The sequence below is a fragment of the Streptomyces sp. NPDC090499 genome (genome assembly GCF_044769305.1).
Taxonomy (GTDB): Bacteria; Actinomycetota; Actinomycetes; order Streptomycetales; family Streptomycetaceae; genus Streptomyces.
This window is the reverse complement of record NZ_JBIVXP010000001.1, coordinates 950500-970460: the sequence shown is the minus strand read 5'-3', so window position 1 is coordinate 970460 and position 19961 is coordinate 950500. Positions and strand designations below refer to the sequence as shown.

Here is a 19961-nt window from a genome sequence, read left to right as displayed (position 1 = left end):
TGGATCGCAGCCGAAGACGCCCACCTACAGGAAGAAGGTGCAGCTGTGGGGGCAAGCTCTCGCCGGGAGGCGGCCCGGAACACGGGTGCCGACGACGCGACGCTGACGGAGGCGGCCCAGTCCGGCGAGGCCGCCGCCCTCGGGGAGCTGCTGGAACGGCACCGGGCGGGGATGCGGGCGGTCGCGCTGTGTGTGCTGGGCCCGGGCGCGGACGTCGACGACGTGCTCCAGGACGCCGCGCTGACGGCGCTGCAGCGCATCGGGGACGTCCGTGACCCGGCCGCGGTGGGCGCCTGGCTGCGCACCGTCGTGCGCAACGCGAGCCGGCGCGTACTGCGCGACCGCGTCGCGTTCCGGCCGATGGAGGAGGCCGACATCCCGTCGCCCGAGGCGGGTCCGGAGCAGTGGCTGGAGCGCCGCGCGGCACGCGACTGGGTCTGGACGGCTCTGGACCGGCTCTCCCCTGCCCTGCGCACCCCGCTGGTCCTGCGCTACCTCACCCCCACCGGCGCCTCGTACGAGCAGGTCGCGGTCGCCTGCGGGGTCCCGGTCGGCACGGTCCGCAGCCGCCTCAGCCAGGGCCGGGTCAAACTCGCCCTCGCCCTGGCGGCGACGGTGGACGCCCCGCACGCCGACGCGGGCCGGCGCGCCCGTGCCGGCCGCTCGGACCCTGCCGCTCAGCCTTTGCTCACCGCCGTGGCCCGGAACGTGCTGCGGTAGGCCTGCGGGGAGACGCCGATCGCCGCGTGCAGGTGCTGCCGCAGTGACGTGCCGGTGGCGAAGCCGACCTCGGCGGCGATGCGGTCGACCGACAGCTCGCTGGTCTCCAGGAGGTCGCGGGCGCGCCGCACCCGCTGCTGGATCAGCCAGCGCCCGGGGCTCGTCCCCGTCTCCTCCTGGAAGCGGCGGGCGAAGGTGCGCCGGCTCATCCGGGCGTGATCGGCCAACTCCCGCAGCGCCAGCGGCCGTTCCAGGTTCTCCAGGGCCCACGCCCGGGTGGCCGACGTGCCGGTGGCGCCCTCGTCCGGCACCGGCAGCTCGATGTACTGCGCCTGGCCGCCGTCCCGCCACGGCGGTACGACGCACTGCCGGGCCACGCTGTTGGCGACCGCGCTGCCGTGGTCGGAACGCACGACGTGCAGGCACACGTCGACGCCGGAGGCCGCCCCCGCCGAGGTCAGCACATCCCCGTCGTCGATGAACAGCACGTCCGGATCCAGCGCCACCTGCGGGAACATCCGCCGGAACCGCGGCGCCAGCGCCCAGTGCGTCGTCGCCGGCCGCCCGTCGAGCATCCCGGCCGCCGCGAGCGCGAACGCCCCCGTGCAGATGGAGACGATCCGGGCCCCGGGCCGGATCCGCGCCAGCGCGGCGGCGACCGGTCCGGGCAGCTCCTGGGCGATCCGCGCCATGTCGTACGGCGGTACGACCACCGTGTCCGCGCTCTCCAGCGCCTCGGGCCCGTGCCCGACGGTGACGGTGAAGTCGGCGTTGGTCGCCACCGTACGGTCCTCCGTCGCCGCGCACGTCACCACGTCGTAGGCGCCGGGCACGCAGGTGAAGACCCGGTTCGGGATGCCCAGCTCGAAGGGGTAGACCCCGTCGAGGGCGAGCACGACGACGCGGTGCGGGCGGGCGGGCAGGAAGTCGATGTCGGCGGACATGGCACGATCCTATCGCTCGGTGCCTATCCTGCCAGCAAACGGCAACCCTACTCAGCGGGGGCTTGATGAAGCTGCTCCTCACCGACTCCGGTGTCAGCAACGAGAGCATCCGGGCGGCGCTGGTCGACCTGCTCGGCAAACCGATCGCCGAGGCCGACGCCCTCTGCATCCCCACCGCCGGGTACGGGGGCCCGTACGGAGACCCGGGCGGCCCGTGGCGCTTCCTCAGCGGACGGTCCCCCAGCCCCATGACGGGGCTCGGCTGGAAGTCGGTGGGCGTGCTGGAGCTCACCGCGCTGCCCGGCATCGACCGGGAGCGCTGGGTCTCCTGGGTCCGGGACGCGGACGTCCTCCTGGTGAACGGCGGCGACGCGCTGTACCTGTGCCACTGGATGCGCGAGTCCGGACTGGCCGACCTCCTCCCGACGCTGCGTGACACGGTCTACGTAGGGCTCAGCGCCGGCAGCATGGCGCTCACGCCCCGCGTGGGGGACTTCTTCGTCGGCTGGCAGCCCCCCACCGGCGACGACAGCGCGCTGGGCGTCGTCGACTTCGCCCTCTTCCCGCACCTGGGCACCCCGGAGAACACCATGGCCGAGGCGGAACGCTGGGCCGCCGGGATGGCGGGCCCGGCCTACGCCATCGACGCCCAGACCGCCGTCAAGGTCACCGACGACGGCGTCGAGGTCGTCTCCGAGGGGAACTGGAAGTTGTTCAACCCGGCGGGATGAACGTCTCCTCGGCGGATTCACCCTTCAGCCAGCACACTTGCTCGGGGGCGCCGTCGTCGGTGTCGAACAGGCAGCACACTCCGCCGCTGTCGGCGGCGAGGTCGGTGAACACCTTCCTGATGCCGGCCGACCGCGCGAACAGACGACTCATCTCCGACGTCGCCGCCCAGCACTCCACCGACGCGTAATCAGGGTCCAGGAGGGACTCGAACCGGATCGTCGCGTAGACGTACCCGATCCGGACACGCCCGTCCGCCCCGAGGACGAGGCCGTTGCGCTGCGCGTAGTCGCGCAGGGTGTCGTCGGCGTCGAACATGAGGGACAGGTCGAGTTCGAGCGTGTCGCTCGTGGCGCAGTCGACCGGCTCGCTCCTGGAACGGGACGTGAAGGGGAGCACGAGGCGGTCGCCACCGGGCAGACCGACCTCAAGCGGCGGCACGGCACGCCCCGGTGGCGCCAGTTCGGCCAGACCGGCCAACGCCCTGGCGACATTCCGAGGGCGCAGATAGATGTCGTAGCCGTGGACCAGCCCCACATCTCCCCCTGCCCCGGACGGAACTGCACCCTCTCACACCGCCAACGGACCAGGCCTCCCGATTCCGGTGGGGCCGTGCGTCATCCGGCCGGTCACATGGTCATCGCCCGCAGTGCCGCCGCCGTGTGCGCGTCCGCCGGGAAGAAGGTCTCGATGGCGATCTCGTCCAGGGTGACGTCCCGCGGGGAACCGAAGACGGTGGTGGTGTAGAGGAGGGCGAGGTCGCCGTGGTCGGAGGACAGGCGCAGAGGGACCACCAGGTCGTCGTGGGGGGATCCGCTGTCCCCGGGCGCGGCCGCGCCGGGCGCCGGGTAGCTCTCCAGTTCCGTGAGGAGTCCGGCGAGGCCGGTGGCCGACGTCCGGTCCAGCTGGCGGCGGACCCGGCGCAGTACGTGCGCACGCCACTGGGCGAGGTTGCGGATGCGCCTGGACAGGCCGTCGGGGTGCAGGGTCGCCCGCAGGACGTTCAGGGGCGGCCCGGTGACCTCCGCCGGGACGTCACCGAGGAACAGCCCCATGGCGCGGTTCGCGGCCAGCAGCTCCCACCGCACGTTGACCGCGAGCGCCGGATTCGGCTCGTGCCCGGCGAGCACCGCCTCCACCGCCTCGCGTGCCGCGCCGAGATCGGCGTAGGCGCGTTCGCGGTGCACCGGGGCGAAGCCGGCCGCCAGGTAGAGCGCGTTGCGCTCCCGCAACGGCACGTCCAGCTCGTCGCACAGCCGCCGGATCATGTCCCGGCTCGGGTTGGCCCGCCCGGTCTCGATGCAGCTCAGGTGCCGGGTCGACAACTCGGCGGCGAGCGACACGTCCAGCTGTGAACGCCGCCGCCGCTCCCGCCAGCGCCGCACCAGCACCCCGACCGGCTCGGTGGTGGTCGTCGTCATGCACCCCAGGCTGCCCGGCGGCCCGGCCCGGGGCAATGACCTCGCAGGTCATCGACAGCGCGCACCGCACACCCGCAAAGTCGGGAGCCGACAGGCCACTTCACCGCGAAGGGACGACCACGATGACCGAGATCGCCGAACGGCTCGACGAATACGTACGGTTCTGGAACACCGGCACCGAGCACGAGCAGCGCGCCTGCGCCGAGGCCGCCTTCACCGACGGCGTCGAGTACCGCGCCCAGATCGGAGTCCTCAGCGGGACACAGGCGCTGATCGACTTCCGCAACCAGTTCGCCGCCCACATGGGCCCGGTCGCCCTCCGCCTGCGCGAGCAGCCCCAGGTCCACCACGGCCGCGCCCGGCTCCGCTGGGAGATCCTGACCGGCGCCGGCGCGGAGACCTCCTTCGCCACCGGAACCGACGTCCTGCACCTTGAGCAGGACGGCCGGATCAGCTCCGTCACGGTCTTCCTGGACCGGGCACCCGAGGGGTTCGACCCCGCGGCGCACGACTAGGCCGGGCCGTACGCGTACGGCCCTACGCCTCGCGCCCTAGTCCCGCCGCCGGATGTGACCGGACGCGTCGCGTCATAACCTCGCCGCATGGCATCAGTTGACTCTCGCCCCGGCGAACCCCGAAGCCAGGAGCAGCGCAAGCGCGAGGCCCTGGAGCGGCTCGCGCGCGACAACGACGTGTGGGTCGCCACGGCCGACGGCACCGGCGAGCCGTGCCTCGTTCCGCTCGCCTTCTGGTGGGACGGCGAAAGCGTGTGGCTGGCCACCCGCGACACCAACCCGACCGGGCGCAACCTCCTTGCCTCCGGCCGGGTCCGGCTCTCCTTCGGCCACACCCGGGACGTCGTCCTGGTCCACGGCACCGCGCGCATGCTGACCCGGGAGGAGCTTCCGGCCGGCGTGGGCGACTCCTTCGCCGCCAAGGACGGCTGGGACCCCCGCGAGGACCACCCGTCGTACGTCTTCTTCCAGGTTGCCCCGCAGGTGCTGCAGGCATGGGGAACCGTTCCCGAGCTGGCCGGGCGGACCCTGATGCGCGACGGGAAGTGGCTGGTCTAGGGCCTCAGCCGGTCACCGGCTCGCCGAGGCGGATCCGGGTGTCGCAGCCGATGTCCTCGTGGTACGTGGTGGAGCCCTGCCGGTACCCGTAGCGGCAGGTGGTCAGGTCACCGTGCACCGTGCCGGTCACCTTGACCCGGGCCTCGTAGTACAGGTCCGACGAGCCGTGCGCCTTGATCGGGATCGAACCGCCCTGGTGAGGACGGGCACTGTCGTTCGTGACGCCCACGGGGATCACCCCGTAGGGATGACCACCGGTGCCGGCGCCGACAACCCGGTAGCCCGTGACGCGCAGCCCGGCCGGCACATGGACGATCTCCGCGCTGAGGACGGTGAGCGGCTTCCCCGAGCTGTTGGACATCTCCGGCATGGTCACCCAGTACTCCTTGCCGACCTGGGTGTGCTCGTACCCGACGAGGTTGCTGCCCTGCCCGGCGCCGTCGAGGGCCGCGCCCCCGCCGTCGGAGCACGAGGTGAGGGCGGCGGCGCTCAGCGCGAGGAGCGCGGCGAAAAGGCGTCTGGACATGGCTGGATCTCCCCCGTTGGCCTTGCGGTACCGGGATCAAATCACGCCGTTCAGGGCGTGTGTAGGCCAGGTGGGGGAGAAGTGCGCGAGTCATGTGGCCGTCGCGCGATCGGTAGGCGGACGAGGCACCGAAGGCCGACCGGTGTGCACGCCTGTCGGAGAAGGGCCGTGCGGCCACCCGCTTCTCCGGCCAGTGTCGTGCCTCCGCGCAGCGCCCTTTACTCGGGTCGCGGAGGCACGACCATGAAAGAGAAGCGGGCGGCCCCGCGGTCACTTTCCGGCGTGCGTGAGGAAGTCGGCCCAGGCGGCGGGGGAGAGGGCGAGGTGGGGGCCCCGGCGGTTCTTGGAGTCGCGGATGTGGATGGTGGTGGGGCAGGGGGCTACCTCGACGCAGTCGCCAAAAGCGCTGCTGCTGTAGCTCGACTTGTGCCAGGAGAGGGCGACTTCGATGCAGTCGCCGTCGCCGCTGCTGCTGTAGCTGCTCTTGAACCACGCCAGTTCGGTGGTGCTCATAAGTCCCCTCGCATCCGCTGCAACAAGCTCCGGGAGTCTTCCAGCGTAAGAGCCTGTGAGCGCATCCTGGCATAGCGGCGTTGAAGGATGCTGACCTCTTTCGGGTCGGGGACCAGCAGGCCGCCTCGCTGTCCTTCGCAGTAGGCGAACCACTTGTTTTCGGCGGATTCGAGTAGCTGGATCGGGCCTGCGAGCCCAGCATGTGACTCCTGGATCGTCGGCATGATCTGGATCTCCACGTTGCGCAACTCGGCGATCTCCAGCACGTGATTCACGAGTTCGTGTGTGACGTCGACGCCGCCTGTGCGCCGACGGAACAGGTGCTCCTCCAGGATGAAGCCGAACGCCGTGTTTGGCATGCTCCGGAGCAACTCCTGCCGTTCGGCACGTGCTGTCCATCGGGCTTCGATCTGTTCGTCGTCCAGCGGCGGCAACTGCCCCGTGAACAGCGTTCGCGCATACGATTCTGTCTGCAACAGGCCCGGAATCATCCTGCACTCGTAGGTGTACAGAGTGATGGCGGTTTGCTCCAGCTGGGCCCACCGCCGAAACCAAGCCGCCAGCCCCGGTTGCCGGGCCACATGCCCCGCCGCCCGCCGCAAGGCCCCCGTGTTGCCCAGGGCCTCCTCCGCGGCCTCCACGAAGGACTCGTCCGGCATCCTCCTCCCCAGTTCCACCGACGCCACCGTGTGTTTCGAGAACCGCACGCGTTCCCCGAACTCCTCCCTGCTCAGCCCGGCGTGTTCGCGCAACGCCTGGACCACCGCCCCGAAGGTCCGCAGACTGTCCGACGACTCCGGCTCCGCTCCATCGCCCACGTAGGCCACCTCCCGGCCCCATGGTGACGGCGCGTCACCGGTACGGTCCAGTCCGTGACCGTGTACGCGGGCCCGGCGTACGCGGCTCCCACCTGGAGAAGTGCCGGTTCCTGGCGCCAGATTGGGGGCATGGACGCACCCCCCGTCATCGTCACCGTCAGTCGGACACTCGCCCAGCGGCTCAGCGGCACCCCGCGGGGTGCCCGGCTCGCGCGGCATCTCGCGGTCGCGCAACTCCACGCGTGGGGCGGGCGGTTCGCGTCGGCGGAGGTGATCGACAAGGTGTCGGTGATCGTCGCGGAGCTGGCGGCCAACGCGGTGACGCACGGGCGTGTGCCGGGGCGGGACTTCGAGCTGCGGCTCTCGCTCGTGACGGGGAGCGTGCGGGTCGAGGTCACCGACACCCGGGCCGAACGGCGGCCGCCGGGCCCCCGGGACGTGCGGCCGTCGGGGCCGCTGGACGCCGGGGGGCGCGGGCTCGTGCTCGTGGACGCGCTGGCCGATCGGTGGGAGGTGCTGGAGCGGGACTGCGACGGCGCACCCGGCAAGACCGTACGGGCCGAGGTGGACCTGCCGCTTCGTCGCAGGCCCTGAGCGGGGACCCCGGGAGGCGTGCCTCCCGGGGTCCGGGGGCGTCAGGTCGAGACGCCCAGGGTGAGGGTGCCGGTGTAGCCGGCGGTGGTGGAGCCGGTGACGGTCATGAGGCCGGAGCCGGCGCCGCCGTCGTCGTAGATCGAGTCCTGCGCGAGGGTGGTGCGGGTGGTCGTGTTGGTCGAGTAGGGCGAGACCTTGGCGACCGTCGTGGTGATGGTCTCGTCGATGAAGAGCTGGCCGGTGTGCACGGTCCTGCCGCCGGTGAAGGAGCCGTCGGAGGTCAGGGTGACGCCCGTGTGGACCTTCACGTGGATGTGGATGCAGCGGCCCCGGTACCAACCCGGGTAGATCGTGGTGATGTTGGCGACGCCGCTGGAGTTGGTGAGGACGCCGCCGCGCAGGAAGGTGCCGTCGTCGGCCTCGCTGTGGCCGTTGTTGCCGACGTAGCCGGAGTACTCGCCGAGCGCGTCGGTGTGCCAGACCTCGACGAGGGCGTTGGGGACGACGGTGCAGGCGGAGTTGACGACGGTGAGGGCGAGCTTGAGCGAGATGCCCGCCTTGCCCTCGGTGATGTCGGTGCGGACCAGCGCGCCGTCGAGGTAGTAGGGGCCTTCGGTCATTTCCTCCGTGAGGGTGCAGACCGCCGCCGCGGCGGCCGGCTGGAGGTCGGGGGCGGCGGCTGCCGCGGGGGCCTCGGTCGAGACCACTGCGCCTACGGCCAGGGCAGCGGCGGTCGTCCCGGTGGCGACGAGTACGGTACGGCGTCCGACGGTGCGGGCGTCATCTGAGGTGTCTGTCATGGACACGGCACCATAGGAAGGGCTCCTGTCGGCGGGCTGTCAGTTCCGTAAAGCGACCCGCCGTCAAGTCCGGAGTTGAGACAGCCGGATTGGCGGGCCGGCGTCCGGCATCACGGACAACGGGCGGGTAAAGGGGCCATTAGGGTAGTTCGCCGCGACGATGGCACCCCCTGAACGGCGAGGGCTCGCGGGAATCGGCCCGGAATACGGGTCTAATCGCGCCGGAGAACCGAGACACCGCACGGACAGTGCCGGGTGGCGAGGGGCTTCGACGTCACCACCCTGTCCCGCAGTGCTGGAGGAGGATTTCCATGGGCCCCACCCCGCTCCTGCCGACGCCGTCCGGCCCCTACCTGGGCAAAGGGCTGCTTCCCGCCGACTTCTACTCCTTCGAGGAACTGCTGACGGACGGCGAGCGGGAGAAGATCGAGCGCGTCCGTGCATTTCTCGAATCGCAGGCCGCTCCCCTCGTGGACGACTACTGGGCGCGCGCCGAGTTCCCCTTCCAACTGGTGGCGGGATTCGGCGGACTCGGGCTCGTGGACTGGGCGGACCCGGACTCCACGGAGTCGAAGCCGAGCAATCTCCTCTCGGGATTCCTCGCGCTGGAATTCGCGCACGCCGACGCGTCCTTGGCGACCTTCTCCGGCGTGCACACGGGGCTCGCCATGGGCTCGATCCTCGCCTGCGGCTCCGACGAGCAGAAGCGGCGGTGGCTGCCGGCGATGAGCCGCTTCGAGAAGATCGGGGCCTTCGGGCTGACCGAGCCGCACGGCGGTTCCGACGTGGCCGGCGGCCTGCGGACGACCGCGCGCCGCGACGGCGACGGCTGGGTCCTCGACGGAGCCAAGCGGTGGATCGGCAACGCGACCTTCGCCGACCTGGTCGTCATCTGGGCGCGGGACACCGAGACGAACCACGTGCTGGGCTTCGTCGTGGAGAAGGACACCCCCGGGTTCACCGCGACGAAGATCGAGAACAAGATGGCGCTGCGGATCGTGCAGAACGCCGACATCGTGCTCGAAGACTGCCGCGTTCCGGAGGCCAACCGGCTGCAGAACGCGAACTCGTTCAAGGACACCGCGGGCATCCTGCGCCAGACGCGCAGCGGGGTGGCCTGGCAGGCCGTCGGCGTGATGTTCGGCGCGTACGAGATCGCGTTGCGGTACGCGAAGGAGCGCGAGCAGTTCGGGCGCCCGATCGGCGGCTTCCAGCTCGTCCAGGACCTGCTGGTGAAGATGCTCGGCAACGCCACGGCCTCGTGCGGGATGGTGACGCGGCTGGCCCAGCTGCAGGACGCCGGGATCTACCGGGACGAGCACTCCGCGCTGGCGAAGGCGTACTGCACCGTGCGGATGCGGGAGAACGTCGGCTGGGCGCGGGAACTGCTGGCAGGCAACGGCATCGTCCTCGACTACAAGGTCGGCCGCTTCGTCGCCGACGCCGAGGCGCTCTACTCGTACGAGGGCACCCGGGAGATCCAGACCCTGATCGTGGGACGCGCCGTCACCGACGGCCTGAGCGCCTTCGTGAAGTGACGGCGATGACGCCCGAATCCGTGAAGCCCGAATCCGTGAAGCCCGAATCCGTGAAGCCCGAATCCGTGACGCCCGAGTCCGTCTTCACCGGCCTGAAGGTTCTCGACGCGTCCTCGTTCATCGCGGGACCCGCAGCGGCCACCGTGCTCTCCGACTTCGGGGCCGACGTCATCAAGATCGAGCCGCCGGGGGCGGGCGACCCGCAGCGGCGGCTGAGTTCCGTGCCGCCCAGTCCGCGGGCCGAGGCCAACTACAGCTGGCACCTCGCCAACCGCAACAAGCGGGGCATGGTGCTGGACCTGAAGTCGCCGGCGGCCGTCGAGGTCCTCAAGCGCCTCGTCGAGTGGGCCGACGTGGTGATCACCAACTTCCCGCACGGCACGCGCGAGAAGCTGCACCTCGGCTACGAGGAGGTCTCGGGCTGGAACCCGAGGGTCGTCTACGCCGACCTCACCGGCTTCGGGGACGCGGGTCCCGACGCCCGGCAGCCGGGCTTCGACCTGACCGCCTTCTGGTCGCGCAGCGGCCTGCTGGCCTCCACCCGCGACGCGGGCGCCCCGCCGACCGTACCGGTCTGGGGCAGCGGCGACTACACGACGGCGATCACCGTCTACGCGGCGATCACGACCGCCCTGTACCGCCGGGAGCGGACGGGACAGGGGGCCGACGTCGGGACGTCACTGCTCGCCACCGGCGTGTGGGCCACCGGAACCCTGGTGGCCGGCGCCCTCGCCGACGGCACCCCCTTCGAGCTGCACGACCGGAAGGCACCGGCGAACCCGCTGAACAACCCCTACCGGACCGCGGACGGCGAATGGCTGATGCTGGTCGCCTCACTCGCGCGCTGGCCGGGGCTGGCACGCGCCGTCGGGCACCCCGAACTGCTGGAGGACCCCCGGTTCGCCGACCTGGAGGGCATGGTCCGGCACGGTGCCGCGCTGGCCGGGCTGCTCGACACCGCGTTCCGCTCGCGGCCCTTCGCCCACTGGAAGGAGGCGCTGGACCGGGAACGCATCACCTACAGCCTCATCCAGACACCGGAAGAGGCCGCGCGGGACCCGCAGCTGCGCGAGAACGGCATCGTCGTGCCGCTGGCCGGAGTCGACGGGCTGCCGGAGACGGTGAGCAGTCCGGTCGTCCTCCGCGGGGTGCCGAAGGTGCCGGCGAAACGGGCGCCGGACCTGGGCGAGCACAACGACGAGATCCTCGCCGAGCTGGGATTCGGTCCCGCCGAGATCGCCGGACTGCACGCCGGGGGAGCGGTCCCCGGCACACCGCCGCAGGAGCCGCCGCACTGAACTCTTCATCTCGGCTTCGCCCGGAAGTCGTCTGGACGTGGGGGTCCGGCCGGTCGGTGTTCCCGGGTGGGACAGGGTCCGTTGGTAGCGTCCACGTACCCCCGTGCCGCCCGACCGAGAGAGACCTGATGTCCCCGACGATCCGCAGGGCCGTGATCCCCGCCGCCGGACTGGGCTCCCGCCTGCTGCCCCTGACCAAGGCCACGCCGAAGGAGATGCTCCCCGTCGGCGACAAACCGGTGATCGAACACACCGTGCGGGAGCTGGTGGACTCCGGGATCACCGACATCACCATCGTCGTCTCGGGCGGCAAGAGCCTGATCCAGGACCACTTCCGGCCCAATCCCGCCCTCGTGGAGCAGCTGCGCGCCGACGGCAAGACCGCCTACGCGGACGCCGTCGAGGAGGTCGCCGAGCTGGCCCGCAAGGGGCACATCACCTACCTCGACCAGTACGGGCCGTACGGCAACGGCACGCCCGTCCTGAACGCCGCCCGCTCCTTCGGCGACGAGCCCGTCCTCGTGCTCTGGCCCGACGACGTGTTCGTCGCCGAGGTGCCCCGTGCCCAGCAGCTGATCCGCGCCTACGAGCAGACCGGCTGCCCGGTCCTCGCCCTGCTGCCGATGGACCCCGCCGACTCCCAGCGCTACGGCGTGCCCATCGTCAAGGAGGACCTCGGCGACGGCCAGCTGCGCATCACCGGCCTGGTCGAGAAGCCCGCGCCGGCCGACGCGCCGTCGCCGTACGCGGCCATCGGCGGGTACGTCGTCACCCCCGGCATCATCGACGAGCTGCGCGAGCAGACCCGCCGCTGGTACGAGCACCGCACCGGCGAGGTGTACCTCACCGACGCCATCAACGCCTACGCCGGCAGCCGGGCCGTGTACGGGCAGGTCATCCAGGGCCGCTGGTACGACACGGGCAACCCGGCCGACTACCTGGTCGCGCAGATGGCGTTCGCCCTCGCCCACCCCGAGTACGGGCCCGTGCTGCGCGGTCTGGTCAGCAAGCTCGACGAGGGCGAGGGCGAGGGCGTGGGCGACGCCGAGTTGCAGGGGGACGTGCAGCGTACGGTATGATCGTTTCAGAGCTGGTCGCCGCAACTCGCAGTGACTGGTGCTGCGTTGGTGGTCCAAGGAAAGACGCCCCGCTTCCTGCGGGGAAATGCAGGTGCAAGGCCTGCCCGGCGCTCTCTCCGGTGCCCGTTCGCATTCGATGCGGACGGGCACCGTGTCGTTTCCGCCCTGGTTCGCGGCGGTTCCCGGCAGCTCTCGTCACCTCAGGCAACCCTTTAGGGGTAATTAGTCCGCTTTCTGCCCTTATGTAAGGGGCGCGGCTGATATGAACCTTCTGGACAGAGGGCAACTCCAGGGGCGGGGCATGGCAACAGCACAGGTCGGTGTAGTGATCCTCGGCGCCGGCCCGGCAGGGCTCGTACTGGGGAACCTGCTGCTGGACCGCGGCGTCGACTGCGTGATCCTGGAGCGGCGCGACCGTGCCGCGGTGGAGGGCAGGGCCCGCGCCGGATTCCTGGCCGCCCACTCCGTGCGCGTGCTGACGGAACACGGCCTGGCCGACGGGCTGCTGGCCCGCGGGAAGACCCACACCACCTGCCTGTTCCGCAGCGACCGCGGCGAGTTCACCCTGGACTACGGCAAGTTGGGCCTCGGCGAGCCGCACACCGTCTACCCGCAGCAGGAACTCGTACGGGACCTGATCGCCGCATACCTGCGGCGCGGCGGCGAGATCCGGTTCGGCGCCGAGGCGGCGGACGTGACCGAGGAGCCCGAGGAGACGGAGGCGGCCGCGGCGGCCCGGGTGCGGGTGCGCGGCGGCGCCGAGGTCACCGGGCGGTACGTCGCCGGCTGCGACGGGCACCGGGGGACCGGCCGTGCCGCGCTGACGGCCCGCGGCACCCGGACCGCCCGCAGGGACCACGGGGTCTCCTGGCTGGCCGTCCTGGTCGCGGCCCCGCCCAGCCTGGAGGCCGTCGGATACGCCCTGCACGAGCGCGGGTTCGCCGGCCACATGGCCCGCACGGACACCGTCACCCGGTACTACCTCCAGTGCCCGCGCGGCACCGACCCCGCCGACTGGAGCGAGGACCGGATCTGGACGGAGCTGGCGACCCGGCTGCGGACCGCCGAGTTCGGGCCGCTGCGCCACGGCCCGGTCCTGGAGAAGGCGGTCGTCGACCTGCGCTCCGACGTCCTGGACTCCCCGGGCGCCGGCCGGCTGTGGCTGGCCGGTGACGCCGCCGGACTCATCAGCCCCTCGGCCGCCAAGGGCGCCAACCTCGCCGTCCTCCAGGCCGAGTTGCTGGCCCGTGCCCTCGAAGCTGCACTGGCCCACGGCGACGCGACCGGCCTCGCCCGCTACGCCGCCGACTGCCTGCCCCGCGTCTGGCGGGCCCACGAGTTCTCGCACTGGATGAGCGGCCTGCTGCACGGCCCGGCCGGCCAGGACGACGAGGCCCGCTACGGCCGCCGGTTGCAGTACGCCCGCCTGGAGAGCCTGCGGACCTCCCGCGCCCACCAGGACTTCTTCGCCGAGAACTACACCGGCATCTGACCCCCGGGGCCGGCTCTTGCCGCCCCCGGTGCTTCCTGCCCCACGATCATCGGGAACCCTTCATGAACATCTCCGTCGTACAGGCATGTCTGACGGAAACCGACCTGGACCGGATCCGGCGCGCGGCCGACCACGTCCGCGACCACGACACGGACCAGGTCCTCGCCGGGCTGCTGCCCGGCCTGACGGCCGACGAGCGGGCCGACGTCGCCCGCCACCTCGGCTACGACCACACCGCCGTACTGGTCTTCCCCGCCTCCCTCGACGGGCTCCGCGACGACCTGCGGAGCGCCGGACTCGACCCGGGTCCCGTCACCCCGAGCGTGGTGGTGCGCGGCCGGCTGGCCCGCCGCTACGGCGCCGCTCTCGGCGACAGCCCGGTCGGGATCGTGCACGTGCCGGTGGCCGGGCGGACCGTGGAGATCTTCGCGCTGCCCGTGCCGCCCGGCTCCCCGCTGGAGGCGGTCGCCGCCGACGAGCGGGCGGCCGGCCACGAGTCGCACCACGCCTTCGCGGTGACCGCACCGGGCCGGGTGATCCCCGCCGGACTGCGCACCCTGCTGACGGAACGCGGCGGCGCGGTCCCGGACGGCGGCGGCTACAACAACCACGAGAACGTCACCGTCCTCTACTTCCGCACCGCCGGCCACCGCCGCTTCGAACTCCGCCTCCCCGGCCGCCAGGAACCCCTGCCCGACCCCACCCTCGCCCTCCTCGGCGTCATGACCGGCGCCTGGGCCACCCAGGCCGTCCGCACCATGGCCGAACTGGGCATCGCCGACCACCTCGCCGCCCACCCCGCCCTCGACGCCCCCACGCTCGCGACCCTCACCGGCACCGACCCGGACGCCCTGCACCGCCTCCTGCGCTACCTCGCCTCCCTGGGCCTGCTGACGTCGTCCCCCGACGGCACCCACCACCTCACCGCCCTCGGCGAACCCCTCCGCACCCGCACCGAGCACTCCCTCCACCCCCTCGCACTGCTCTACGGCGGCCCGTTCTACGACTCCTTCGCCGGACTCCCGTACGCCGTCAGCACTGGGAAGGAAGCTTTCGCCCACCGCTACGGCAAGCACCACTTCCACTACTTCGCCGAGCACCCCGAACTCGCCGGCCTCTTCCACCGGTCGATGGCGGCGAGCGCGGAGATGTTCACACCGGTACCGGACCTCGTCGACTTCTCCGGCGTACGACGCGTCGTCGACGTCGGCGGCGGCAACGGCGCCCTCCTCGGCCGGATCCTGCGGGCCCACGGCCACCTGGAGGGCGTCCTGCTGGAACGCGCCGACGCCCTGGCGGCGGCCCGCTCTCACCTGGCCGACCTGTCCGGCCGCTGCGCCTTCACCGAGGGCGACTTCACCGACTCCGTCCCGCCCGGCGGCGACGTCTACCTCCTCTCCCGCGTCCTGCACGACTGGGCCGACGACCGCTGCCGCACCATCCTGCGGCGCTGCGCGGAGACGATGCGCGGGGGCAGCCAACTGCTCGTTGTCGAACGCTTGTTGCCCAGCAGCACGGCGGCGGCCTGGGACCTCCACATGCTGTGCAACGTGGGCGGCCGGGAACGGACGGAGGCCGACTACGGGCGCCTCCTGGCGGAGACGGGCTTCGCACCGGTGGCCTGCCACGCACTGCCGCTGGGAGCCTCGCTGCTGCACGCCGTGCGGGGGTAGCGCGGCGCCGCGTGCCCGGGCCGTGCGGCGCACGGTGGATCAGGCGGAGGCGGTCAGGGCGCGCAGTTGGGCGAACGACTGGTGGATGGCGTCACTCAGGTCGAGACCGTCGTCGGCGTCGACCCACCGCTGAAAGGCGACCCGGTACACCGCGCACGCGGCCTCGGCGGCCAGGCCCGCCTCGATGCCGTCGACGCCCCGTGCGCGCAGCCCGTCGGCGAGCGCGGCCGACATGTTCGCGATCTTGATCAACTCGCGTTCGCGCAGATCGGTGTTGGACATGATCACCGACTGCCGCTTCCGCGCGAGCTCACGGTCATGTCCGATCATGTCGGCCACGGCGTCCAGCGCCGCCGCGACGACCTCCAGCGTCGACGCCGTGGCGGGCGCCGCCTCCAGCGCGGCCAGCGAGATCTCCGTGAGCGCGGACGTCCCGTCGAAGAGGACCTCGCGCTTGTCGGCGAAGTAGCGGAAGAAGGTGCGGGAGGTCACCCCGGCCCGCTCGGCGATGTCGGTCACCATCGTCTGCTCGAAGCCGCGCTCGAGGTACAGGGCCAGTGCGGCCTCGCGCAGTCGGTCGCCGGCTCCAGGCGCCCATCGTCCCATGCCGTGAGTTTAGTGCCGTCGCGCATCGGCTCCCGTATTGACGTCATCAGGTGACATCACCATAGTAGGGTGATGTCACCTGATGACATCACTGCGTGAGGGTGTTCGCCATGACGACGTTGAAGCGCATCCAGTACCACCGGTACGGCGGTCCCGAGCTGATGCGGTACGAGGATTTCGAGCCGGCCCGGCCCGGCCCCGGTGAGGTTCTGGTCCGGGTGAAGGCGGCGGCCGCGAACCCGATGGACTGGAAGATCCGCAACGGCGAGCTGAAGATCATGACCGGCCGGAAGTTCCCGCGCGGCCTGGGGCACGACTTCTCGGGCGTCGTGGCGGCGGTCGGCGACGGCGTCACTCGGCTCGGCATCGGCGACGAAGTCCTCGGCGGGGCGAGCATCAAGGCGGCGGGAGCGTTCGCCGAGATGGTGGTCGCCGAGGAGAAGGCAGTCGTGCGAAAGCCCGCGAATCTCACCTGGGAGGAAGCCGCCGCGCTCCCCATCGTCGGGCTCACGGCCTTTCAGGCCGTGATCGGCAAGGGCAGGCTGCAAGCAGGGCAGAGCGTCTTCGTCCACGGCTGCCTCGGCGGAGTCGGCCGGTCCGCCGCCCAGATCGCCCTGGCGCACGGCGTCTCCGTGGGAGGCAGCTGCCGCGGTACCGCCGCGCATGAGGCACACGACCTCGGTATCGCCCCGGTCGTCGGATTCGACTTCGACGCGACGAAACTCGCGGGGCGGTTCGACGTCGTCTTCGACACCGCCGGCACGCTGCCGGTCAGGGCGGCCCGGACGTTGCTCAGGCCCGGCGGCCGCATCATCGACATCAACCCCACTCCGGGGAAGTTCGTGAGAAGCACCCTGCAGGGGTCGTACCAGGTGCTGATCGCGAAGACCAGGGTGGAGGACCTCGACGCGGTCGCACAGGCCGCCGGGCAGGGGGCACTGCGACTGCCGGTCGCCCGCGTCGTGCCCCTCGGCCAGGCGATCGAGGCGCTCACGGAACTCGAACGCGACCGCACACCCAAGGGCGGCAAGCTCATCATCACGACCGGATGAACACCCCGGCCGAAGACCGGGGGAGGAACGGCGTGACTAGCCGACCTGGCCCATGCCCGCCGCGTTGGGCCAGCTCTGGGCGTTCGGCCAGCCGGTGGCCGGGGCCGGAGCCAGGTTCGGGACCGGTGGCGCGGGCGCCGTCATCCCCCGGACCTGCGCGGCGGTGAGGCCGCCCCGGGCCGGTACCCCGGGCGGCGTGGGACCGGCCTGCATGGGGGCCGGTGCCGGGGCGGGGGCCTGCATCTGCATGGGCATCGGGGCGGGTGCGGGTGCCATCGGGGCCATCGGTGTCACCGGGGCCATCATCGGCTGCTGCATCTGCTGAGGCTGCTGCATCTGCATGGCTGCCGCCGGCATCGGCATCCCGGCGCCGCCCTGCTGCGCGGCGACGGGGAGCGGCATGCCGACGCCGGCGGCGGGAGCGGCGGCGAGCCCCGGGACGGACATCGCGCCGACGGCCTGCGCGAGCGGGATGCCCGCCCCGTTGGTCTCGCTCACCAGCCGGTCCACCGCCGCCGTACCCGAGCTGTAGCTGGTCCCGGTGCTCAGCTCGGGCACGGCGGCTCCCCTCCTGGTCCCGTAGAGCACCTGTTCCATGGCGGACACCAGGCGACGCACGTCCACTTCGGGGCGCACCACGAGACGCAGGAAGCGGCTGGAAGACCCGATCTTGTTGCCGCACTCGCGGACCAGGATCCGGTGCTCGGTGAGCATCCGGTCCCGCACCACGGTGCCCTCGGCGCCGACGGGAAGGCGCACGAAGAGGAAGTTGCCCTGCGAGGGGTAGACCGTCAGGCCGGGCAGGGTGGCGAGCTGGCTGGCCATCTCCAGGCGGTCCTTGCGGACCTGGAGCAGGCTCTGCGCGTACTCGGTGCCGTGCTCCTTGAGCATGAAGACGACGTACTCGGCGAACGCGTTGAGGTTCCACTTCGGGAGCATCGAGCGGACCTTGCCGGCCAGCGAGGGGTTGGCCACCATGTAGCCGAACCGGATGCCGTGCAGGCCGAAGTTCTTGCCGAGGCTGCGCAGGACTATGACGTTCGGGCGGAGCATCGCCTCCTGGACGACGCTCGGCTCGGCCTCCGCGTCGGCGAACTCCAGGAACGACTCGTCGATGACGATCAGGTCCAGGTCGGCCATGGCGTCCATGAACTGCACCAGCGCCTGCTTGTGCAGGAAGCCGCCGTCGGGGTTGTTGGGGTTGCAGATGACGGCGACCCTGGTGCCCCGCTTGCGGATGAACTCGGCGTACTGCGCGAGGTCCAGCGCGAAGCCGTTGGACTCCTGGAGCGGGAACATGTCGACGCGCTTGCCGGTCTCCATCGGCTGGTCGGTCCAGCGGCCGAAGGTGGGGACGGGGATGGCGAGGGACTCGCGGACCAGCAGGTGGTCGATCCAGGTGATCAGCTCGGTGGACCCGTTGCCCATGGCCACGGCCTGCGGGGGGAGCTGGAGGAGGTTGCAGAGCTCGGCGGTGATGGTGTCGGCGCTGCTCGGGTAGAAGGTGATGATGTCCTTCAGCCGGGCCGCCATCGTTTCCATCATGGCCGGGGTGGGGAAGTAGGGGTTACAGGGGATGCAGAAGTCGACCGGGCCGGTTCCGTCGCCTCCCTCGCGTGCCAGCGCAGCCATCGACGGGCTGTGGGCGCCGCTGCGGAACAACGAGGTGACGTTGCCGGCCATTTAACCTCCGTATGAGGCGGGCCCGATGGGGACGTCCGGGCCCGTCGTCTTGGGCGGCCCGCGCGGGGGAGCACGGGCCGCCCTTGAGTACGGGGGCGGGTGCGGCGCTGTTCAACCCGTGTGAAAAAAGTGTGAGTTTACGTTTCTTCTTGGAACCTTGCGATGTGGCGCCCCGTCACGCACGCGCGTGGGCGCGACCAGCCCCTTACCGGCCGCGCCCACGCTGTCTCGGCTCAGGCCCCGAACGAGTGAACCGTCCGGGTCCTGTACACCTGCCCCGGCCGCAGCACCGTCGACGGGAAGCTCGCGTGGTTCGGCGAGTCGGGGAAGTGCTGGGTCTCCAGGCACAGTCCGTCGCCCTGCCGGTAGGTGCGGCCGGAGGTGCCGGTGAGGGTGCCGTCGAGGAAGTTGCCCGAGTAGAACTGCAGCCCCGGCTGGTCCGTGGCGATCTTCAGGGTGCGGCCGGAGCGCGGGTCGCGCAGCGTGGCGATGTGCTCCGGCTTGGCGGTGACGCCCTTGTCGAGGACCCAGTTGTGGTCGAAGCCCTTGGCCTGCACCTGCTGGGGGTGGCCCGCGCGGATGTCCCGGCCGACCGGCTTGCCCTTGCGGAAGTCGAAGGGGGTGCCGGAGACCGTGGCCAGCTCGCCCGTCGGGATCAGGCCCGAGTCGGTGGGCGTGTAGCGGCCGGCGGCGATCGTCAGCTCGTGGTCCTCGATCGTGCCGTTGCCCTCACCGGCGAGGTTCCAGTAGGTGTGGTTGGTGAGGTTGACCACGGTCGCCTTGTCGGTGGTGGCCTCGTAGTCGATGGTCCAGTCGCCGTGCCGGTCCAGGGTGAAGGTCACCTTGGTCTTCAGGGTGCCCGGGTAGCCCATCTCGCCGTCGACGCTCGTGTAGTACAGGTGCAGGCCGACGTCGGAGCCCGAGGTGAAGCCCTCGATGTCCCAGACCTTCGTGTTGAAGCCCTTGGCACCGCCGTGCAGGCTGTTGACGCCGTCGTTGACGGAGAGCTGGTAGCTCTTGCCGTCGAGGGTGAACTGGCCCTTGGCGATCCGGTTCCCGTACCGGCCGATGGTCGCGCCGAAGAAGGTGGTCCCGGCGACGTACGCGGCGAGGTTGTCGTAGCCGAGCGACACGTTGGCGTACCTGCCGTGCCGGTCCGGGATCTCCAGGGACTGGATGATGCCGCCGTAGGAGAGGACCTTCAGGCGGGTGCCGCCGTTCTCCAGGGACCAGCGGTGGACCTTGGTCCCGTCGGCGAGGGTGCCGAAGAGCTCCTTCACCGGCTTCCTGCCCCCCGAGGCGGCCTCGGCACTGCCCGCGCCGAGGGTGGTGGCGGCGATGCCCGCTGCCGCGGCTCCTGCGATGACCGTGCGTCTGTTCAGTTCCATGTGCGGCTCCTGCA

General features: G+C 71.4%; 21 protein-coding genes. 11 read left to right on the top strand and 10 right to left on the bottom strand.

Annotated features, from left to right (window positions below):
- The first annotated feature begins 45 nt into the window (after nt 1-45).
- The gene (locus ACIQVL_RS04535) at nt 46-720 is read left to right on the top strand and encodes an RNA polymerase sigma factor (protein WP_403474339.1); all 675 of its coding nucleotides are present in this window, start codon (nt 46-48) and stop codon (nt 718-720) included.
- Here ACIQVL_RS04535 and ACIQVL_RS04530 read toward each other — a convergent pair.
- Entirely contained in the window at nt 678-1664 is a 987-nt protein-coding gene (locus ACIQVL_RS04530) for a GlxA family transcriptional regulator (protein ID WP_403428050.1), read from the bottom strand. The two genes, ACIQVL_RS04535 and ACIQVL_RS04530, sit on opposite strands and share 43 nt — an antisense overlap.
- A gap of 65 nt (nt 1665-1729) precedes the next feature.
- On the opposite strand from ACIQVL_RS04530, the gene ACIQVL_RS04525 reads away from it, so the two are divergent.
- Nucleotides 1730-2395 carry a Type 1 glutamine amidotransferase-like domain-containing protein gene (locus ACIQVL_RS04525; RefSeq protein WP_403474338.1) on the top strand — a complete coding sequence of 222 codons (666 nt, stop codon included), beginning with the start codon at nt 1730-1732 and terminating at the stop codon, nt 2393-2395.
- Here ACIQVL_RS04525 and ACIQVL_RS04520 read toward each other — a convergent pair.
- Together ACIQVL_RS04520 and ACIQVL_RS04515 are read right to left on the bottom strand one after the other, a co-directional pair.
- On the bottom strand, nt 2379-2930 hold the full coding sequence (locus tag ACIQVL_RS04520; RefSeq protein WP_403474337.1) for a hypothetical protein: 552 nt from the start codon (nt 2928-2930) through the stop codon (nt 2379-2381). The genes ACIQVL_RS04525 and ACIQVL_RS04520 overlap by 17 nt on opposite strands.
- 92 nt (nt 2931-3022) lie before the next feature.
- Entirely contained in the window at nt 3023-3814 is a 792-nt protein-coding gene (locus ACIQVL_RS04515; protein ID WP_403474336.1) for a helix-turn-helix domain-containing protein, read from the bottom strand.
- 122 nt (nt 3815-3936) lie between these two features.
- Here ACIQVL_RS04515 and ACIQVL_RS04510 point away from each other — a divergent pair, with 122 nt between their 5' ends.
- Nucleotides 3937-4329, top strand: a complete 393-nt coding sequence (locus ACIQVL_RS04510) for a nuclear transport factor 2 family protein (RefSeq protein WP_403474335.1) — start codon at nt 3937-3939, stop codon at nt 4327-4329.
- 87 nt (nt 4330-4416) lie between these two features.
- Entirely contained in the window at nt 4417-4887 is a 471-nt protein-coding gene (locus tag ACIQVL_RS04505; protein WP_403428060.1) for a pyridoxamine 5'-phosphate oxidase family protein, read from the top strand.
- A 4-nt stretch (nt 4888-4891) separates the two neighbouring features.
- On the opposite strand, the gene ACIQVL_RS04500 is transcribed toward ACIQVL_RS04505, so the two are convergent.
- From ACIQVL_RS04500 to ACIQVL_RS04490, 3 genes are all read right to left on the bottom strand, one after another.
- Nucleotides 4892-5413: a hypothetical protein gene (locus ACIQVL_RS04500; RefSeq protein ID WP_403474334.1), complete on the bottom strand. Its 522-nt coding sequence runs from the start codon at nt 5411-5413 to the stop codon at nt 4892-4894.
- A gap of 270 nt (nt 5414-5683) precedes the next feature.
- On the bottom strand, nt 5684-5926 hold the full coding sequence (locus tag ACIQVL_RS04495) for a DUF397 domain-containing protein (RefSeq protein WP_403474333.1): 243 nt from the start codon (nt 5924-5926) through the stop codon (nt 5684-5686).
- Nucleotides 5923-6753, bottom strand: coding sequence for a Scr1 family TA system antitoxin-like transcriptional regulator (locus ACIQVL_RS04490; RefSeq protein ID WP_403474332.1), 831 nt, complete (start codon nt 6751-6753; stop codon nt 5923-5925). The genes ACIQVL_RS04495 and ACIQVL_RS04490 overlap by 4 nt, the downstream gene beginning before the upstream one ends.
- A 120-nt stretch (nt 6754-6873) precedes the next feature.
- On the opposite strand from ACIQVL_RS04490, the gene ACIQVL_RS04485 reads away from it, so the two are divergent.
- Complete coding sequence (locus ACIQVL_RS04485) at nt 6874-7338, top strand: ATP-binding protein (RefSeq protein ID WP_403474331.1); 465 nt, start codon at nt 6874-6876, stop codon at nt 7336-7338.
- Nucleotides 7339-7379: 41 nt separating this feature from the next.
- On the opposite strand, the gene ACIQVL_RS04480 is transcribed toward ACIQVL_RS04485, so the two are convergent.
- Nucleotides 7380-8138 carry an intradiol ring-cleavage dioxygenase gene (locus ACIQVL_RS04480; protein WP_403474330.1) on the bottom strand — a complete coding sequence of 253 codons (759 nt, stop codon included), beginning with the start codon at nt 8136-8138 and terminating at the stop codon, nt 7380-7382.
- Between the two features lie 311 nt (nt 8139-8449).
- Here ACIQVL_RS04480 and ACIQVL_RS04475 point away from each other — a divergent pair, with 311 nt between their 5' ends.
- The 5 genes from ACIQVL_RS04475 to ACIQVL_RS04455 all read left to right on the top strand — a co-directional run bounded on the left by ACIQVL_RS04475 (nt 8450) and on the right by ACIQVL_RS04455 (nt 15218).
- Complete coding sequence (locus ACIQVL_RS04475; protein ID WP_403474329.1) at nt 8450-9676, top strand: acyl-CoA dehydrogenase family protein; 1227 nt, start codon at nt 8450-8452, stop codon at nt 9674-9676.
- A 5-nt stretch (nt 9677-9681) separates the two neighbouring features.
- A complete protein-coding gene (locus tag ACIQVL_RS04470) occupies nt 9682-10974 on the top strand; it encodes a CaiB/BaiF CoA transferase family protein (RefSeq protein ID WP_403474328.1) in 1293 nt (430 codons plus the stop codon).
- 128 nt (nt 10975-11102) lie between these two features.
- The gene (locus ACIQVL_RS04465; protein WP_403428075.1) at nt 11103-12053 is read left to right on the top strand and encodes a UTP--glucose-1-phosphate uridylyltransferase; all 951 of its coding nucleotides are present in this window, start codon (nt 11103-11105) and stop codon (nt 12051-12053) included.
- Between the two features lie 301 nt (nt 12054-12354).
- Complete coding sequence (locus ACIQVL_RS04460) at nt 12355-13545, top strand: 4-hydroxybenzoate 3-monooxygenase (RefSeq protein ID WP_403474327.1); 1191 nt, start codon at nt 12355-12357, stop codon at nt 13543-13545.
- A 62-nt stretch (nt 13546-13607) separates the two neighbouring features.
- Nucleotides 13608-15218, top strand: coding sequence for a methyltransferase (locus tag ACIQVL_RS04455; RefSeq protein ID WP_403474326.1), 1611 nt, complete (start codon nt 13608-13610; stop codon nt 15216-15218).
- Nucleotides 15219-15257: 39 nt separating this feature from the next.
- Here the strand turns inward: ACIQVL_RS04455 and ACIQVL_RS04450 are convergent, their stop codons facing one another.
- On the bottom strand, nt 15258-15824 hold the full coding sequence (locus tag ACIQVL_RS04450) for a TetR family transcriptional regulator (RefSeq protein ID WP_403474325.1): 567 nt from the start codon (nt 15822-15824) through the stop codon (nt 15258-15260).
- Between the two features lie 110 nt (nt 15825-15934).
- Here ACIQVL_RS04450 and ACIQVL_RS04445 point away from each other — a divergent pair, with 110 nt between their 5' ends.
- The gene (locus tag ACIQVL_RS04445) at nt 15935-16876 is read left to right on the top strand and encodes an NADP-dependent oxidoreductase (protein WP_403474324.1); all 942 of its coding nucleotides are present in this window, start codon (nt 15935-15937) and stop codon (nt 16874-16876) included.
- A gap of 36 nt (nt 16877-16912) precedes the next feature.
- Here the strand turns inward: ACIQVL_RS04445 and ACIQVL_RS04440 are convergent, their stop codons facing one another.
- Entirely contained in the window at nt 16913-18559 is a 1647-nt protein-coding gene (locus ACIQVL_RS04440; protein WP_403474323.1) for a pyridoxal phosphate-dependent aminotransferase, read from the bottom strand.
- A gap of 233 nt (nt 18560-18792) precedes the next feature.
- Nucleotides 18793-19947, bottom strand: a complete 1155-nt coding sequence (locus ACIQVL_RS04435; protein WP_403428086.1) for an aldose epimerase family protein — start codon at nt 19945-19947, stop codon at nt 18793-18795.
- Between the last annotated feature and the right edge of the window lie 14 nt (nt 19948-19961).

Bases quoted from the DNA above. Each gene is read 5' to 3' on its own strand.
- ACIQVL_RS04435 (WP_403428086.1), bottom strand. From the start codon at position 19,947: ATGGAACTGAACAGACGCACGGTCATCGCAGGAGCCGCGGCAGCGGGC.
- ACIQVL_RS04495 (WP_403474333.1), bottom strand. From the start codon at position 5,926: ATGAGCACCACCGAACTGGCGTGGTTCAAGAGCAGCTACAGCAGCAGC.
- ACIQVL_RS04480 (WP_403474330.1), bottom strand. From the start codon at position 8,138: ATGACAGACACCTCAGATGACGCCCGCACCGTCGGACGCCGTACCGTA.
- ACIQVL_RS04510 (WP_403474335.1), top strand. From the start codon at position 3,937: ATGACCGAGATCGCCGAACGGCTCGACGAATACGTACGGTTCTGGAAC.
- ACIQVL_RS04470 (WP_403474328.1), top strand. From the start codon at position 9,682: ATGACGCCCGAATCCGTGAAGCCCGAATCCGTGAAGCCCGAATCCGTG.
- ACIQVL_RS04485 (WP_403474331.1), top strand. From the start codon at position 6,874: ATGGACGCACCCCCCGTCATCGTCACCGTCAGTCGGACACTCGCCCAG.
- ACIQVL_RS04450 (WP_403474325.1), bottom strand. From the start codon at position 15,824: ATGGGACGATGGGCGCCTGGAGCCGGCGACCGACTGCGCGAGGCCGCA.
- ACIQVL_RS04515 (WP_403474336.1), bottom strand. From the start codon at position 3,814: ATGACGACGACCACCACCGAGCCGGTCGGGGTGCTGGTGCGGCGCTGG.
- ACIQVL_RS04530 (WP_403428050.1), bottom strand. From the start codon at position 1,664: ATGTCCGCCGACATCGACTTCCTGCCCGCCCGCCCGCACCGCGTCGTC.
- ACIQVL_RS04445 (WP_403474324.1), top strand. From the start codon at position 15,935: ATGACGACGTTGAAGCGCATCCAGTACCACCGGTACGGCGGTCCCGAG.
- ACIQVL_RS04525 (WP_403474338.1), top strand. From the start codon at position 1,730: ATGAAGCTGCTCCTCACCGACTCCGGTGTCAGCAACGAGAGCATCCGG.
- ACIQVL_RS04460 (WP_403474327.1), top strand. From the start codon at position 12,355: ATGGCAACAGCACAGGTCGGTGTAGTGATCCTCGGCGCCGGCCCGGCA.
- ACIQVL_RS04475 (WP_403474329.1), top strand. From the start codon at position 8,450: ATGGGCCCCACCCCGCTCCTGCCGACGCCGTCCGGCCCCTACCTGGGC.
- ACIQVL_RS04500 (WP_403474334.1), bottom strand. From the start codon at position 5,413: ATGTCCAGACGCCTTTTCGCCGCGCTCCTCGCGCTGAGCGCCGCCGCC.
- ACIQVL_RS04505 (WP_403428060.1), top strand. From the start codon at position 4,417: ATGGCATCAGTTGACTCTCGCCCCGGCGAACCCCGAAGCCAGGAGCAG.
- ACIQVL_RS04455 (WP_403474326.1), top strand. From the start codon at position 13,608: ATGAACATCTCCGTCGTACAGGCATGTCTGACGGAAACCGACCTGGAC.
- ACIQVL_RS04440 (WP_403474323.1), bottom strand. From the start codon at position 18,559: ATGGCCGGCAACGTCACCTCGTTGTTCCGCAGCGGCGCCCACAGCCCG.
- ACIQVL_RS04465 (WP_403428075.1), top strand. From the start codon at position 11,103: ATGTCCCCGACGATCCGCAGGGCCGTGATCCCCGCCGCCGGACTGGGC.